This window comes from Anaerotignum sp., assembly GCF_030625865.1.
In the GTDB taxonomy this organism is placed as follows: domain Bacteria; phylum Bacillota; class Clostridia; order Lachnospirales; family Anaerotignaceae; genus Chakrabartyella.
This window is the reverse complement of record NZ_DAOUQB010000054.1, coordinates 1-13,989: the sequence shown is the minus strand read 5'-3', so window position 1 is coordinate 13,989 and position 13,989 is coordinate 1. Positions and strand designations below refer to the sequence as shown.

General features: G+C 38.3%; 17 protein-coding genes and 3 tRNA genes. 15 read left to right on the top strand and 5 right to left on the bottom strand.

What is annotated here, in order from left to right; all coding sequences use genetic code 11:
• The 10 genes from P9Q65_RS12155 to P9Q65_RS12110 all read left to right on the top strand — a co-directional run.
• On the top strand, window positions 1–582 hold a 582-nt coding region (locus tag P9Q65_RS12155), incomplete at its 5' end, for a hypothetical protein (RefSeq protein WP_304509691.1).
• Window positions 572–1,186 (top strand): hypothetical protein, encoded by a 615-nt coding sequence (locus P9Q65_RS12150; protein WP_304509690.1) that lies wholly within the window; start codon window positions 572–574, stop codon window positions 1,184–1,186. The genes P9Q65_RS12155 and P9Q65_RS12150, both read left to right, overlap by 11 nt.
• A 158-nt stretch (window positions 1,187–1,344) precedes the next feature.
• Window positions 1,345–1,428, top strand: a tRNA-Leu gene (locus P9Q65_RS12145).
• 20 nt (window positions 1,429–1,448) lie between these two features.
• A tRNA-Phe gene (locus tag P9Q65_RS12140) sits at window positions 1,449–1,524 on the top strand.
• 4 nt (window positions 1,525–1,528) lie between these two features.
• Window positions 1,529–1,600: transfer RNA gene (locus tag P9Q65_RS12135), tRNA-Gly, on the top strand.
• 334 nt (window positions 1,601–1,934) lie between these two features.
• A complete protein-coding gene (locus tag P9Q65_RS12130) occupies window positions 1,935–2,144 on the top strand; it encodes a FeoA family protein (protein ID WP_304509689.1) in 210 nt (69 codons plus the stop codon).
• Between the two features lie 13 nt (window positions 2,145–2,157).
• Window positions 2,158–2,379: a FeoA family protein gene (locus tag P9Q65_RS12125; RefSeq protein ID WP_304509688.1), complete on the top strand. Its 222-nt coding sequence runs from the start codon at window positions 2,158–2,160 to the stop codon at window positions 2,377–2,379.
• A gap of 73 nt (window positions 2,380–2,452) precedes the next feature.
• On the top strand, window positions 2,453–4,621 hold the full coding sequence (gene feoB, locus P9Q65_RS12120; protein ID WP_304509687.1) for a ferrous iron transport protein B: 2,169 nt from the start codon (window positions 2,453–2,455) through the stop codon (window positions 4,619–4,621).
• Window positions 4,622–4,636: 15 nt separating this feature from the next.
• On the top strand, window positions 4,637–4,777 hold the full coding sequence (locus P9Q65_RS12115; RefSeq protein WP_304509686.1) for a FeoB-associated Cys-rich membrane protein: 141 nt from the start codon (window positions 4,637–4,639) through the stop codon (window positions 4,775–4,777).
• A 352-nt stretch (window positions 4,778–5,129) separates the two neighbouring features.
• Window positions 5,130–7,277 (top strand): methyl-accepting chemotaxis protein, encoded by a 2,148-nt coding sequence (locus P9Q65_RS12110; RefSeq protein WP_304509685.1) that lies wholly within the window; start codon window positions 5,130–5,132, stop codon window positions 7,275–7,277.
• A 186-nt stretch (window positions 7,278–7,463) separates the two neighbouring features.
• Here P9Q65_RS12110 and P9Q65_RS12105 read toward each other — a convergent pair whose 3' ends face one another.
• The 3 genes from P9Q65_RS12105 to P9Q65_RS12095 are packed head-to-tail and all read right to left on the bottom strand — an operon-like array spanning window position 7,464 to window position 8,788.
• Complete coding sequence (locus tag P9Q65_RS12105) at window positions 7,464–7,877, bottom strand: flavodoxin domain-containing protein (RefSeq protein ID WP_304509684.1); 414 nt, start codon at window positions 7,875–7,877, stop codon at window positions 7,464–7,466.
• The gene (locus P9Q65_RS12100; protein ID WP_304509683.1) at window positions 7,878–8,471 is read right to left on the bottom strand and encodes a DUF3793 family protein; all 594 of its coding nucleotides are present in this window, start codon (window positions 8,469–8,471) and stop codon (window positions 7,878–7,880) included. It lies immediately after the preceding gene.
• A gap of 32 nt (window positions 8,472–8,503) precedes the next feature.
• The gene (locus tag P9Q65_RS12095; RefSeq protein WP_304509682.1) at window positions 8,504–8,788 is read right to left on the bottom strand and encodes a DUF2325 domain-containing protein; all 285 of its coding nucleotides are present in this window, start codon (window positions 8,786–8,788) and stop codon (window positions 8,504–8,506) included.
• A gap of 172 nt (window positions 8,789–8,960) precedes the next feature.
• Here P9Q65_RS12095 and P9Q65_RS12090 point away from each other — a divergent pair, with 172 nt between their 5' ends.
• The 3 genes from P9Q65_RS12090 to P9Q65_RS12080 all read left to right on the top strand — a co-directional run bounded on the left by P9Q65_RS12090 (window position 8,961) and on the right by P9Q65_RS12080 (window position 11,084).
• Window positions 8,961–9,500, top strand: coding sequence for a GNAT family N-acetyltransferase (locus P9Q65_RS12090; RefSeq protein WP_304509681.1), 540 nt, complete (start codon window positions 8,961–8,963; stop codon window positions 9,498–9,500).
• Between the two features lie 88 nt (window positions 9,501–9,588).
• Complete coding sequence (locus P9Q65_RS12085) at window positions 9,589–10,380, top strand: GTP pyrophosphokinase (RefSeq protein WP_304509680.1); 792 nt, start codon at window positions 9,589–9,591, stop codon at window positions 10,378–10,380.
• A gap of 14 nt (window positions 10,381–10,394) precedes the next feature.
• Complete coding sequence (locus tag P9Q65_RS12080) at window positions 10,395–11,084, top strand: metallophosphoesterase (protein ID WP_304509679.1); 690 nt, start codon at window positions 10,395–10,397, stop codon at window positions 11,082–11,084.
• Window positions 11,085–11,370: 286 nt separating this feature from the next.
• Here the strand turns inward: P9Q65_RS12080 and P9Q65_RS12075 are convergent, their stop codons facing one another.
• Window positions 11,371–11,604: a hypothetical protein gene (locus P9Q65_RS12075; protein WP_304509678.1), complete on the bottom strand. Its 234-nt coding sequence runs from the start codon at window positions 11,602–11,604 to the stop codon at window positions 11,371–11,373.
• Between the two features lie 33 nt (window positions 11,605–11,637).
• The gene (locus tag P9Q65_RS12070) at window positions 11,638–12,219 is read right to left on the bottom strand and encodes a flavin reductase family protein (protein WP_304509677.1); all 582 of its coding nucleotides are present in this window, start codon (window positions 12,217–12,219) and stop codon (window positions 11,638–11,640) included.
• A 184-nt stretch (window positions 12,220–12,403) separates the two neighbouring features.
• Here P9Q65_RS12070 and P9Q65_RS12065 point away from each other — a divergent pair, with 184 nt between their 5' ends.
• Both P9Q65_RS12065 and P9Q65_RS13330 read left to right on the top strand, forming a co-directional pair.
• The gene (locus P9Q65_RS12065) at window positions 12,404–13,741 is read left to right on the top strand and encodes an RsmF rRNA methyltransferase first C-terminal domain-containing protein (RefSeq protein ID WP_304509676.1); all 1,338 of its coding nucleotides are present in this window, start codon (window positions 12,404–12,406) and stop codon (window positions 13,739–13,741) included.
• Between the two features lie 108 nt (window positions 13,742–13,849).
• A partial coding sequence (locus tag P9Q65_RS13330; RefSeq protein WP_334307205.1) for a hypothetical protein occupies window positions 13,850–13,989 on the top strand: 140 nt, incomplete at its 3' end.

Sequence of the window (13,989 nt, the reverse complement as noted above, 5' to 3'; positions counted from 1 at the left end):
GACGAGATAGGGGCGCAGAAGGCTGTTTTGAACTGTATGGGCGATGCTGATGAAATTGGAGAGGAGTTGAATGAAGTCCATTCCCCTGTTCTGGGATGGATTTGGAGAGTCTTAAAGGATATAGTGATTGTATTGATTATTGTAAATTTTCTTCCTGTGCTTTCAACAGTTTATATAAGCGTTTGCTCTGCTTTTGACATGTATAGAGAGGAATACGATAGCCCTTTGGTATATACCATTGATGTGGATTACAAAGAAAAGATATATGATACGACGTATATCATTGAGAAAATAATGTATTATGAGGACAAAACCTTGGAAATTCGCTATGCTACATGGACAAATCCTTTTTCGGACAGTATAAAACGCACTCACTCTTTTGGATTGAGTTATGCTTATGTTGATGAGGTGGAAGTGATCAGAGGTGTGGGTGGATGGGCAAGCGGGGGCTATTATGCAAGGGGACAATTCTATCTTGATGATGTACCTTTTAATGCAACAAAGGTTGTGCTTCCAGTGGCAGAAAATAAGGAAATATCTATTGATTTAACAGAAGGGAGGGTGATGGCAGATGAAACGTAAAAAGGAAATTGTTATTTTTATGATTCTAATTCCATTGCTATTGTTTTCCTTTCTACGTCTGGGGGAATATCGATTTTCGGCGGAAGGTATTTTTTATGCCTATGAAAGAGGTCTGGGCTATGGACCTTCTGAAAAAATATTAGGTGAATATGAGCTTGCAGAGGGCGGAAAACTAATTTTAGGAAAATGGGAAGGGAATCTTTCCGCAGTTACTGTAAAGCGTGCTTTTGGGGTTCTTTGGAAGAAAATGAATGATGGAATAGCAGGATGTTATTCTCGCAACAAAGTAGTGTCAGCATATACCTTCAACGAAGGGGAAATTATGGGGCTTTCTTTAAATCCTGAAATTAGGGAGGTATATTGTAGGATTGAGTATGGTGATTTTGAAAATCCATCAATTCAGGAAGTAACGCTGCCTGTAAATCATGATGGTTTAATTTGGGGAGAATGGGAATACCAAGACAATGAGGATGTGTATCAGGATATTGCGTATTTAGAAGGCAGAAACAGCGATGGAGAAGTAATATATCGAGATGGAATGACTGATGAGGGCATTTACTATAATGATGGCACTGCAAACAAAAATGTGGGTAAGAGAGAATAGTAAATAATTTAGTATATTTTAGACGGAGTACAGGTTTAAAGGCGAAATATGTTTTTGTACTTAAATATATGCAAAATAAAAAAATCCTAAAAAAAAGTATTGACAAATTAGCTTGTCTTTGATATATTAAATAGGCGGTTTGAAACGAGCAAGTATTTGCCCGAGTGGCGGAATTGGCAGACGCACAGGACTTAAAATCCTGCGGGGTAACACCCGTACCGGTTCGACCCCGGTCTCGGGCATAACCGCTAAAAAAATATGTGCCCAGATAGCTCAGTCGGTAGAGCAGAGGACTGAAAATCCTCGTGTCACTGGTTCGATTCCGGTTCTGGGCACCATTTTGCGCGAGTGGCTCAGTGGTAGAGCATCGCCTTGCCAAGGCGAGGGTCGCGAGTTCGAATCTCGTCTCGCGCTTAGAAAGTGTCATATTGACACTTTTTTTATTTGTAAAAAAATAAATTAACGTTTTCTTTAGAGGCTTTTTGTTATTAAGTAAAAGGATAACTTTATGTTGTACCGGCTTGTTAGCATTAGCGAATGAAAGATACATTCATTTTAATATATACTTGCTGCTATATTTATTATTGGGTGTGAATAAAAATAGTGGGTAATAAGTTTAAATAGTACTGATTTTGAGAAAATTGTTTGCAGATAAAATCAAGATAATACTTGACGAAATGAGTTAGGCGTGGTAAACTTTTCTCATAAGTTAGCTTAGGATAACAATTAAAGGGAAGGGGGAATGAAGATGCCACTTACATTAGCAAGTGCTGGAGTTCCACAAACAATCAAGCGTATTGGCGGAAAGGATGAATTACAGCGTTTTTTGGCTTCCCTTGGGTTTATAGCAGGAAGTGAAGTGACTGTTATTTCAGAGTATAATGGGAATGTTATTGTAAATGTAAAAGAATCGAGAGTTGCAATTAGCAAATCAATGGCCTGTAGGATTTTGGTATAAGGAAGGGATATGAATGAGAACTTTAAAAGAAGCTAGAGTTGGTGAGCACATTTCTGTGCTAAAGATTATAGGAGAAGGACCTGTAAAACGAAGAATTATGGATATGGGCATCACCAAGGGTGTTAAGGTTTTTGTGCGCAAGGTTGCACCATTGGGCGATCCGGTTGAAATTACAGTAAGAGGCTATGAGCTCTCTTTAAGAAAAGCAGATGCGCAAATGGTTGTGATTGAGTAAAATGTTAGGTTGAAGTTAGTGAATGCTAATTTTGTGCAAATGTTAGTTTCAACTAACAACAAGGAGGATTATTATGTCAGTAAAAATTGCACTTGCCGGAAATCCAAACAGTGGTAAAACAACACTGTTTAATGCTTTGACCGGCTCAAATCAATTTGTCGGCAACTGGCCCGGTGTAACAGTTGAGAAAAAGGAAGGTAAACTGAAAGGACACAAGGATGTAATCATTACGGATTTACCAGGTATTTATTCTTTATCTCCTTACACTTTAGAAGAAGTGGTATCAAGGAATTATTTGATTCACGAAAAGCCGGATGCGCTTTTGAATATTGTAGATGGCACAAATCTTGAAAGAAACTTGTATCTGACAACTCAGTTGCTGGAATTAGGAATTCCTATGATAATTGCCGTAAATATGATGGACGTAGTGGAGAAAAATGGTGATGCTATCAATATAAAGCAATTATCAGAAAAATTGGGGTGTCCTGTTTTAGAGATCTCGGCTTTAAAAGGAAAGGGCATAAAAGAAGCGGCTCAGGCTGCATTGGAGGTGGCAACTCAAGGTGGCAACTCTAAGGTACATAACTTTTCCGTTGAAGTAGAGGACGCACTTTCTGCCATTTCTGTACGTTTGCCTGAAGAAGTTCATGAAAAACAGAAACGTTTTTATGCAATTAAGCTCTTTGAAAGAGATGAGAAAATTCTACAAGAAAAAATAGCACCTGCTGAGATTGAAGGTATTATTTCGAAAGTTGAAAGAGAATTGGATGATGACAGTGAAAGCATCATAACCAATGAAAGATATATTTATATTGGAGAAATTATAAAGGGATGCTATAAGAAGCACAATAAAGGGAATTTATCTACCTCTGACCGTATAGATAGAGTTGTTACAAATCGTTGGCTGGCATTACCTATTTTTGCAGTAGTTATGTTTTTAGTTTACTATGTTTCCGTTACGACAATCGGTACTTATGCAACAGATTGGGCTAACGATGGTGTGTTTGGTGAAGGATGGGAATTTTTTGGGCGTTGGATACCCGGCATTCCTACATTAGTTGGTGATTTTCTGACTCAAATCAATTGTGCTGATTGGTTGCAAGGATTGATTTTGGACGGTATTGTTGGCGGGGTTGGTGCCGTATTGGGCTTTGTTCCTCAGATGCTTGTATTATTCCTTTTCTTAGCATTTTTGGAGTCCTGTGGTTATATGGCTCGTGTTGCATTTATTATGGATCGTATTTTCCGCCGTTTTGGTTTATCAGGAAAATCTTTTATCCCTATGCTAATTAGTTCTGGTTGTGGTGTCCCTGGGATTATGGCGTCCAGAACTATTGAAAATGAAAAAGATCGAAGAATGACAATCATTACAACAACGTTTATTCCTTGTGGGGCAAAGCTTCCCGTTATTGCTTTGATTGCAGGTGCCTTATTTAATGGAGCACCTTGGGTTGCACCGAGTGCATATTTTATAGGGATTGCGGCAGTTATTATATCAGGTATTATTTTAAAAAAGACGAAAATGTTTACTGGGGATGCGGTTCCCTTTGTTATGGAGCTTCCTGCTTACCATATGCCTACGGTTTCAAACGTATTACGGAGTATGTGGGAAAGAGGTTGGTCTTTCATTAAGAAAGCAGGTACCATTATTTTACTTTCCGCTATTGTAATTTGGTTCTTGTCTAACTTTGGTTATGTAGATGGTTCCTTTGGTATGGTTGAAGATTTAAGCGATGGTCTCCTTGCTACTATTGGTAATTCTGTTGCATGGATTTTTGCACCACTGGGTTGGGGCGATTGGAAAGCGGCAGTGGCAACAATGATGGGATTTGTAGCAAAAGAGAATGTAGTAAATACCTTTGCTATTCTTTTCGGCTTCGCAGAGGTAGCAGAGGATGGTGCAGAGATTTGGGGAACCCTGGCAACAAGCTTTACGCAGGTTTCAGCATTTAGCTTCTTGGTATTTAACTTATTATGTGCACCTTGTTTCGCAGCAATTGGCGCCATTAAAAGGGAAATGAACAGCGCAAAATGGACATGGTTTGCCATTGGATATCAGACAATTTTTGCCTATGCCGTTTCTTTCTGTGTATATCAAATTGGCGCAGTCATTACAGGCATTTCTGCATTTGGTGTGGGAACGGCAATTGCAATTTTAATTATTATTGGCTTTCTTTACTTGCTATTTCGCTCAAATACAAAGGCTAAGGATAACAAGGTTTCCGTTAGTGTTGCTGGATAAAAAGGAGGTATTGTTATGACACCTGGAACGGCGGTTGTGGGATTGGCTTTAATAGGAATTGTTGCTGGAATTATACAGCATTTAAAAAAGCAAAAAGGTAGTGGATGCAGTTGTGGAGGGGATTGTTCTTCTTGCAATCACTGTGACCACTCCTAAGGGAACCATTTTATACGATAGGATGTAAAATCAATAAATTGTAATCAAAATAGGCTTTCTATGTAATTTAATTCATAGGAGCCTATTTTTTTTGTGGGAAGAAAAATTTTTATATGAAGTGCACTGTCTTTTAGGGAATAGTTTGATGTGATCAATTTATTATATTTATCATGGAACATAAGCCGTAGTATTAGGGAGAGATTTTTGAATTTGAAGAGGGGTCTTTTAAAAAATGCTATAATTGCTAAAAAATTCTTAAATATTATTTGACAGAAAAGAAAAGTGGCTTATAATAAGAAATATATATGTAGAATTTTAGCGTATTTTGTCGAATAAAACGAGGGGGGAATATATGAGTGAAGTGAATTGGAAAAACAAATTGTCAGTTAAGATCCCGATAATTAACACATGTATTATTTTTATTATTATTACGGCAATCAGTATTTCTTTGGCCGGTATGACTAGAAAGGTCGTAACAAATCAAGTTCAAAAAGAAATAACTTATATTGCAGATGCAAATGCGGCGGTTGCAAGTGCTTATTTGCAGAATATGTATGTTTTTTCATTAAGCCTGGCTTCTGAGGTTGGCAGATATCAAACATTGGATCAGGAACAAGCGGAACGTATGCTGATTGACTCATTGGAAAATGTATTAAAAGATGAGAAAATTTTTTCTGCTTATTTTGCTTTTGAACCAAATAAATTTTTTCCTAATACACCTGAAGGTCTTTCATATTATTTGTATCGAGATGGTTCAACAACGAATTTAGATATTAATCATGATTATAATATTTACGGAACTGCGGATTACTACGCACCTGCAAAGCAAAAATTGTCTACACATATTACAGAACCTTATTCTTATGAATTATCCAACGGACAAACCGTTTGGTTAATTACATTGTGCTCACCTATCATAGATAGTTCGGGTAATTTTATTGGGACTGCGACCTGTGATGTTTTAACAGACAGTATAGATTCATTAGCTTATACTGATGGAGGATATCAGTCTGCTCATACCTATGTTATGACAGGGAAAGGTGCTTTAATTGCGGACAACTTGGATAAAGAAAGAATTGGTCAGACCTTTGAGGCGGTTTCAGAAAACGATCAACAGATATTGGATGCTGCTGAAAACGGAACAGCAATATTAGTTGAGGATAAAAATGAATATTCGGAGAATAAGGATGCGTGGATTGTACATAAACCTGTTACATTAGAAGGAACAGATGCTTTGTGGTCCAGTGCCTTTGCAGTAAATAAAGGGGAGGCCCTGGCTGTAGTGAATCGCATCACCTATTTGATTGCTGCAATAGGTCTGCTGGGATTGCTCGTTTTATCTATTTTTAGCTATTTTGCACTGAAAAAAGGTCTGGCTCCAGTAAAAGGAGTAATGAGTATGGCTGAAAAAATGGGCGCCGGCGATTTAAGTATGGATAAAAGTATGAGGGTGACTTCCAAAGATGAGTTAGGGGTATTGGCCAACATTTTTAAGGAAACATCGGAAACTCTATCAGGTTATATAAATGAGATTTCATTTATTTTAGAGGGGATTGCCGCAGGGAACTTAACGGAAGAAATTCAAAGGGAATATTTTGGAGATTTTGCAGCCATTAAAAAAGCTTTAAATCATATTCAAGATTCCTTAAATCAAACCTTTGGAGAGATGTTTTTCATTGCAGAGCAGGTATCTTCCGGTTCGGAGCAAGTTGCCAGTGCAGCACAATCTTTAAGCCAAGGTGCCACAGAGCAGGCAAGTTCCGTTGAAGATCTCTCAAAAACTCTTACAGATATCTCCAAGCAAATTGATGACAGTGCTTTAAATGCTGTGGAAGCAAGCCAGAAAGCTTCGAAGATTGGAATTGCAATGGAAAACAGCAACCAAAAGATGGAAGAAATGCTGGATGCTATGAACAGCATTCAAGATAAATCCGGCGAAATAGGAAAAATTATCAAAACCATAGAGGATATTGCATTCCAAACAAATATTCTTGCGTTAAATGCAGCAATAGAAGCTGCCAGAGCGGGAGCGGCAGGTAAAGGTTTTGCGGTTGTTGCGGATGAGGTCCGAAATTTGGCAGGGAAAAGTTCAGAGGCGGCAAGGGATACTACAAAGTTGATTGAAAGTTCATTGAGTTCTGTTGATGTTGGTTTTAGAGTGGCGAATGATACAGCTGATTCTTTACTAACGGTAGTAGACGAAGCAAAGAAGATCATTGAAGCAATCAACTATATTTCTCAAAATGCTCAAGAGCAATCAGTGGCAATTGCGCAAGTGAATGATGGTCTGGGACAAATTACTGATGTGGTTCATACAACCTCAGCAATGGCGGAAGAAAGTGCGGCTACCAGTGAAGAATTATCCGGGCAGGCACAAACACTAAGACATTTAATTTCCAAATTCAAGATAAAAGATCAAAAAAATTATATGGGTAACCTTTATCAGTTATCAGAAGAAACACAGATGGATCAGGTTGAGATTTCAGATAATAAATATTAATTAAAATAAAAGGCGGCGAAGATAATCTCTGGCTGCCTTTTTCATTTTCGCTTTGTTTGTATGGAAATTTCATTAAAATCTGGTGACGGATGTAAAAGAAATGTATTTTCAATAAAAGGGGAAGGCACCCGTTTTTCAAGTGCCTTCAAAGGAAAAGGATCGCAAGATGATGATGTTACCCAGTTTTTAGTAAGCTGAAAATTCCTGACCAAGTTGCAAGCATTGAGCTTTGCCGTCTGCATCAGGAAATCCGCAGATGGTTAAACCGTCGTTAAAAAGATTGATGCCGGTTTTTTCGCATCTTGTGCACCAATCACGCATCCACTGGCCGTCACCCCAACCATAGGAACCGAATAAGGCAACTTTTTTGCCTTTTAGATCGCTTTCGATGGAAGAGAAGAAAGGCTCAAATTCTCCTTCTTCTAAAACTTCATCACCCATAGAGGGACAACCAAAAGCAACTTTTTCGTAATCACCAATATTACCATGGAAGGCATCTACAGAGAAGATTTCCGTGTCTTGCCCCATACCTTGGGCGATTTCTTTTGCCATAACTTCGGTATTACCTGTTCCACTCCAATAAATAACAGCTTTTTTCATTTACAATACCTCCTGAAATTTTTGTTTTCCTTCCAATAAAGAGAGAATTGGTATTCCCTTGGAAGCTTGACGTAATAGTTTTTTTCTACAATTTGTGTATTGCTGAAAAGTTGCTACGGCGGTTTTTTCATCACTGTAGACTTTCCAATAACCGCAGATCTTATAATTTTGGCCCTTTTCCTCAATGAAAGCGAGAACATCTTCCGGCGGATAACCTAAAAAAAATCCGATTTCATGAGGGAATTCATTGCATTTTTGAATACGACGGCGAAGATAGGCTAAAGTATCCAAAAGGGATGATTCTTGATTTACAGTAAAGGGATAGCCAGTTTGTATAAGGAAGGCCTTTACACTGGGATTACTAAAATAGTTCAGTAGTTTTTCTTTTCTGTAAACCAAAAAAAATACACGCTTTTCACAGCAGTATAGATACTGCAAAGAAATCCCTTTTTTCTCTAGATGTTTTTGATAAACAGCCACTTCATTTTTTAAGTTATGCAGGCAAGGTAAGGGCAAAGAAAAAAGATTTGCCTGCTTAATGCCATAGAGGGTAGGGGCACCATGATAAAGCATCTGCATTTCAAAATCAGACATAAGTAAACCTCCTTTTGTTAGGCAAGACTAACTTAAGCCTGACAGTAAGAACTAAGAATTTTGTTTAACGCGGAAGAAGAAGAACTGTGAGAACGGGCAATCGTAATTTGATTGCGTTCCGCTTCTTGCACCGCCCCGGCAACCATAATATGAGATACTGTACTGGTGAAAAGCACAATTAAATCGGCTTTCCCAATTTGGTTACGAAAATTTCCGGGCATTTGGGTGAAAACCTTACTTTTGCAATTGTATTTTTTGCATATATCCATATATTGACGAACCATGCGGTCGTGTCCGCCTACGATTACAACACTCATAACAGACCTCCGAATAAAATTATTAGTTAGCTTTAACTAACTTTAAGGATATCCTACCATCATAATTGGATACTGTCAAGTTGTTTTTTAGTTTTTTTCAAAATACTTTCAAAATAGGATGCGGTGGTTTCACTTTTGTATATGTGATATAATAAAAATAGGAGGAATGATTATGATATTAATAACAGAACGTCTGATTTTGCGAAATTTAACAGAAAAAGATGCATCAGAACTTTTTGAATACAGTAAGGACGAAGAAGTAGGAAAAAATGCTGGGTGGAAACCCCACGAAAGTTTGGAAGAATCAAAGCAGTTACTTACTGAGATATTTTTGGGAAAAGAAGATATATTTGGAATTATTGAAAAGCAAACCGGTAAGTTGATTGGCACTGTGGGTTTAATGCCTGATTCAACCAGAGAGAATGAAGATGCAAGAATGATTGGATATGCCATTGGCAAGGATTATTGGGGAAAAGGATTTATGACAGAAGCAGTGAAACGTATTCTTTCCTATGGCTTCTGTGAAAAAGCATATGATTTGATTTCTGTTTCTCATTATACGGATAATATACGTTCTCAGCGAGTAATTGAAAAGTGCGGTTTCCAATTTGAAGGGGTTCAGAGGAAGGGAGAACGACGTTATGATGGGGAACTGATGGACAAGAACTGGTATTCTTTGACAAAAGAGGAATTTTGTCAGAATATGAATTAATAAACAGGGTTTTGCTATATTGTTTCCCTTTATTATAAGAAGGTTTTGAAGTAAAATAAGAGTCAGTGCGAGGAGAAGAGGTGTTGTTGTGGAAATAGTCAACTGGAAAGAACTTTTATATCCTTATGAACAAGCCATGGATGAGTTGCTTTTAAAATTCCGATACTTAGACAAGGAGTGTAAACACTTGGGAATTTACTCTCCCATTGACTCAGTAACGGGACGATTGAAAAAACCGGCGAGTATTTTAGAAAAAGCCGGAAAAAAGCAAATACCACCAGAGAAAATAGAGGAAAAGATAGAGGATATTGCAGGGATTCGTATTTTATGCCAGTTTGTTGAGGATATTGAAAAGGTTGTGGTTATGGTTCGCTCCAGAAAAGATATGACAATCGTAGAAGAAAGAGATTACATAAACAATACAAAACCCAGCGGTTACCGAAGCTATCATATGATCATACGGTATCCTTTGAGCACGGCCCTTGGACCGAAGGAAGTTTTGGCGGAAATACAAATTCGCACCAATGCCATGAATTTTTGGGCAACGGCAGAACATTCTCTAAGGTATAAATATAGCGGTAATATTCCGGATAACTTGCAGAAGAGACTTAGAATTTGTGCAGAAGCTGCATTTCATTTGGATCGGGAAATGTCAACAATCCGAGAAGAAATCACCAATGCCCAGAGATTAAACGAAATAAAGGGGAATCTGGTAACAAACATTTTGGACAATATACAAAATCTATATTTCGGAGCAAAACTGGAGCAAATGGATGAAATCAATAAGGAGTTTGTGGAAGTGTGGAATAATGAGGATATTGATGAGCTGAAAGCGTTTAACGAAAAGCTAAATGTGTTAGCCGAGGTTTATCGAGTTTGAAAAGGAGCAGTGTCATGGGTTTATTTGCCATCGCCGATCTTCATTTTGGATTTTCGGTAGAGAAACCGATGAGCATTTTTGGTGCTCACTGGGAAGGCCATAGCGAGAAGATTATTGAAAATTGGAGAAGGAAAATCAGCAAAGAGGATACTGTTTTAATACCCGGGGATATTTCCTGGGGCATGAAAGAGGAGGAAGCTGCGGCTGATTTAGAGATCATTCAAAACTTACCGGGACGAAAAATATTTCTGGAGGGAAATCATGATTATTGGTGGAAGTCTGCCGCCAAATTAGAGAGAAAATATGAGGGAATGCGATTTTTAAAAAATGATTGCGATCTTTATGAAAATGTATTTATTTGTGGTACAAGAGGCTGGCTGTGTCCAAATGACAGCCGTTTTACTGCACAAGATAAAAAGCTTTACGAAAGGGAACAGATTAGGCTACGTCTTTCTTTGGACAGTGCCATGCGAAAAGGTGCGGAAGAAATTCTTTTGATGATGCATTTTCCACCAGTGAATGATAAGCAGGAGAATTCTGCTTTTTTAGACATTATTCGTGAATATCCGATTCGACATGTAGTGTATGGACATTTACATGGGAAATCCAGTCATGATAACGGCATAAAAGGAGAAAAAGAAGGGATTTTTTTTCATTTGGTTTCCGCCGATTACCTTGATTTCTGCCCTGAAAAGATATTATAAGAATTTGTAATAAAAACGGCGATTGTTTTTCAATCGCCGCAGGGTGTCGATAAAGTCGACACCTTTTGAAAAAAGCTCAGTTCCTTCAAGCTTTTTTCAAGTTAGCAGAGGACAAATAGATGAGTTCCTGCGACCAAAAGGTCTTGAAACGCCCTATTTTCCTCGGATGGGCAAAGCTCATCCTGCGGATTCTGCCTGGGAAATTTTTTGTTTCTAAGCCTTTTTGTTTTATGAAATAGGTTTGTCTACAGTTTGCGGTGATTGTTTTTCAATCGCCGTTTATTTTTTAGTCTTCAAAGTCATTTGCTGCTTTTACAATCCACCTTTTCAATGCGCGTAAGTCATACCCTTCTTCAAATTCTAATTCTAAAGAAAGATTTTCTAATTCGTCTTCATCAGCAAGATAGGTTGCTTCAAAGGCTGAAGTTAAATCATCCTCAAAAGAAATTTCCCCTTCGATTGCCCAACCATCCTCGCTTTTATCGATAGAATAGATATTGACCTCTGTGATTTGTAACATTGCAAAAATCCTCCCTTAAATACGTTTTCTTTCTTATTTCTTTTTTTTCGTTTTTTTCAGCTTTTTTACGGAATAGCCAAAAGTCCCCAATTGTTCACCAAGAGTGAAATATGCGCCGTGGGAATAACAAACAGGTTGTGTATCATTAAAATGAAATTTTCCTGTTTCATCTAAATATTCATCGCTGACGCTAACGGAAACCACTTCTGCCAAAAACATATGATGTGTGCCCAAGGGGATAATATCCTTTACTTTGCACTCGATGTTTACAGGGCTTTCGTAAATGATGGGTGCATTTACTTTTTCCCCTTTCTTTGGAGTAAGATTCATTTCCTTAAATTTATCCATATCCCTTCCGCTTTTTACCCCGCAAAAGTCACAGGCATAGGCTAAGTCTTTTGTGACCAAGTTAATAACAAATTCGCCGCTGCTTTGGATGAGTTCAAAGGAATGACGTGAGGGACGTATGGAAACATAGGTCATCGCAGGGTCGCTATTAATGGTTCCTGTCCACGCAACTGTAATAATATTTCCTTTTTCTTCCGTACCGCAAGATACCATGACAACTGGTACAGGATAAAGCACTGTGCCAGGCTTCCATATTGCTTTTCCCATGTAACAACCTCCTTTGTAAATCTTAAAAAAATATTAAGTGACGTTATTTATCTTATACGAGATAAGGCTCTTTGTAAAGATAAAAAACGATATAGATTTTCAGATGTTTTTTTGGCTATTTCTTGTATTCTATGCTGTTTTTCAGTATGATGTTAAAAAGAACGATAAATATTGGAGGGAAAGTATGGAATTACCCATTGAATATACGGAAAAAATGCAAAAACTATTGGGAGATGAATACCAAAAATATCTGGATTCCTTTGAAGAATCAAGGTATTTTGGATTGCGTGTTAACACGCTGAAGACGACGGCAAGTAATTTTGCAAAAAAAGATATTTTCTCTCTGATACCTGTTCCTTGGTGTGAGAATGGATTTTATTATTTGGAGGCTGAACGGCCGGCAAAGCATCCTTATTATCATGCAGGGCTTTATTATTTGCAGGAGCCCAGTGCCATGAGTCCAGGGGCTACGTTGCCCATTAAGCCGGGAGAACGGGTTTTGGATGTTTGTGCTGCACCGGGAGGAAAATCTACACAGTTGGGGGCAAGGCTACAAGGCGAGGGGCTTTTGGTTGCCAATGATATTAGTGCCGGGCGGGCAAAGGCACTTTTGAAAAATGTGGAGCTCTTTGGTATTCGAAATAGTGTTGTAATGAGTGAGTCTCCGGAACGATTAGAGGAGCGGTTTTTGGATTTTTTTGATAAAATTCTTATTGATGCTCCTTGCTCGGGTGAGGGGATGTTTCGTAAGGAACCGGATATGGTGAAAAGCTGGAACAAAGAGATGCTTACGTTTTGCCAAAATGAGCAGGAAAAAATTATGGAATTTTGCGCTAAGATGCTCCGTCCGGGCGGAATGATACTCTATTCAACCTGTACATTTGCAGTGGAGGAAAACGAGAAAACCATAGCCCATTTTTTAGAGAAACATGCGGAATTTTCCCTTGTTCCCATTGAGAAGAAATATGGATTTTCCCCGGGCGTACAAGAATTTCATCATTGTGCAAGACTGTATCCCCATAAAATAAAAGGAGAAGGACATTTTCTTGCGTTATTGCAGAAAAATGGTGAGGCACAGCAACTTACTCTAGCAGGTGAGATTGGGGAAAAAGAGAAAGAACTGGAGCCCTTTTTTGCTTTTGCAAAAGAAACATTGAAAACAACTTTTTACGGAACATATAAGATTTTTGGGGATAGTTTGTACTTGCTACCGTCGGGCATGCCTTCCATGAAAGGCCTTCGAGTATTACGCACCGGCTGGCAGTTAGGGACGTTGAAAAAAGGTCGATTCGAACCATCACAAGCCTTTGCTATGGGACTAAGCAAGGATGAAGTTTTGAATACCCAGGATTTTCCTTTGGAGGATGACAGGGTAATTCGGTATTTAAAAGGGGAGACCGTGGAGGCGGACGGCAAGGAAGGCTGGACGTTGGTTTGCGTAGACGGTTTTCCCTTGGGCTGGGCAAAAAGACAAGGTGGAAGATTAAAAAATAAATATGCTGTAGGATGGAAATGGGAATAAAAGTGTCTGTAAATCATGGACAAATGTTTAATGGTGGTTGACAAATGGTGAAAAATTTGTAAAGATAGAACTAATCGTAAATTTTAGAAGAGGAAGAAGGAATTTGATATGGCAAATTTAACATATATGGGAACCAGAGATCAGTCTATTCGGGCAACGGCGTCTCAAGCCATTTTAAGAGGGATTTGTCCGGATGGAGGGCTTTATATACCGGAAGTAATTCCTACGATGGAAAAATCTTTGGAGGA

Coding starts and splice junctions, on each gene's coding strand:
- P9Q65_RS12125 (WP_304509688.1), top strand. CDS start 2,158: ATGAGAACTTTAAAAGAAGCTAGAGTTGGTGAGCACATTTCTGTGCTA.
- P9Q65_RS12075 (WP_304509678.1), bottom strand. CDS start 11,604: ATGTTACAAATCACAGAGGTCAATATCTATTCTATCGATAAAAGCGAG.
- P9Q65_RS12070 (WP_304509677.1), bottom strand. CDS start 12,219: ATGGGAAAAGCAATATGGAAGCCTGGCACAGTGCTTTATCCTGTACCA.
- P9Q65_RS12150 (WP_304509690.1), top strand. CDS start 572: ATGAAACGTAAAAAGGAAATTGTTATTTTTATGATTCTAATTCCATTG.
- P9Q65_RS12065 (WP_304509676.1), top strand. CDS start 12,404: ATGGAATTACCCATTGAATATACGGAAAAAATGCAAAAACTATTGGGA.
- P9Q65_RS12130 (WP_304509689.1), top strand. CDS start 1,935: ATGCCACTTACATTAGCAAGTGCTGGAGTTCCACAAACAATCAAGCGT.
- P9Q65_RS12110 (WP_304509685.1), top strand. CDS start 5,130: ATGAGTGAAGTGAATTGGAAAAACAAATTGTCAGTTAAGATCCCGATA.
- P9Q65_RS12115 (WP_304509686.1), top strand. CDS start 4,637: ATGACACCTGGAACGGCGGTTGTGGGATTGGCTTTAATAGGAATTGTT.
- P9Q65_RS12100 (WP_304509683.1), bottom strand. CDS start 8,471: ATGTCTGATTTTGAAATGCAGATGCTTTATCATGGTGCCCCTACCCTC.
- P9Q65_RS12105 (WP_304509684.1), bottom strand. CDS start 7,877: ATGAAAAAAGCTGTTATTTATTGGAGTGGAACAGGTAATACCGAAGTT.
- P9Q65_RS12090 (WP_304509681.1), top strand. CDS start 8,961: ATGATATTAATAACAGAACGTCTGATTTTGCGAAATTTAACAGAAAAA.
- P9Q65_RS12080 (WP_304509679.1), top strand. CDS start 10,395: ATGGGTTTATTTGCCATCGCCGATCTTCATTTTGGATTTTCGGTAGAG.
- P9Q65_RS12095 (WP_304509682.1), bottom strand. CDS start 8,788: ATGAGTGTTGTAATCGTAGGCGGACACGACCGCATGGTTCGTCAATAT.
- feoB (WP_304509687.1), top strand. CDS start 2,453: ATGTCAGTAAAAATTGCACTTGCCGGAAATCCAAACAGTGGTAAAACA.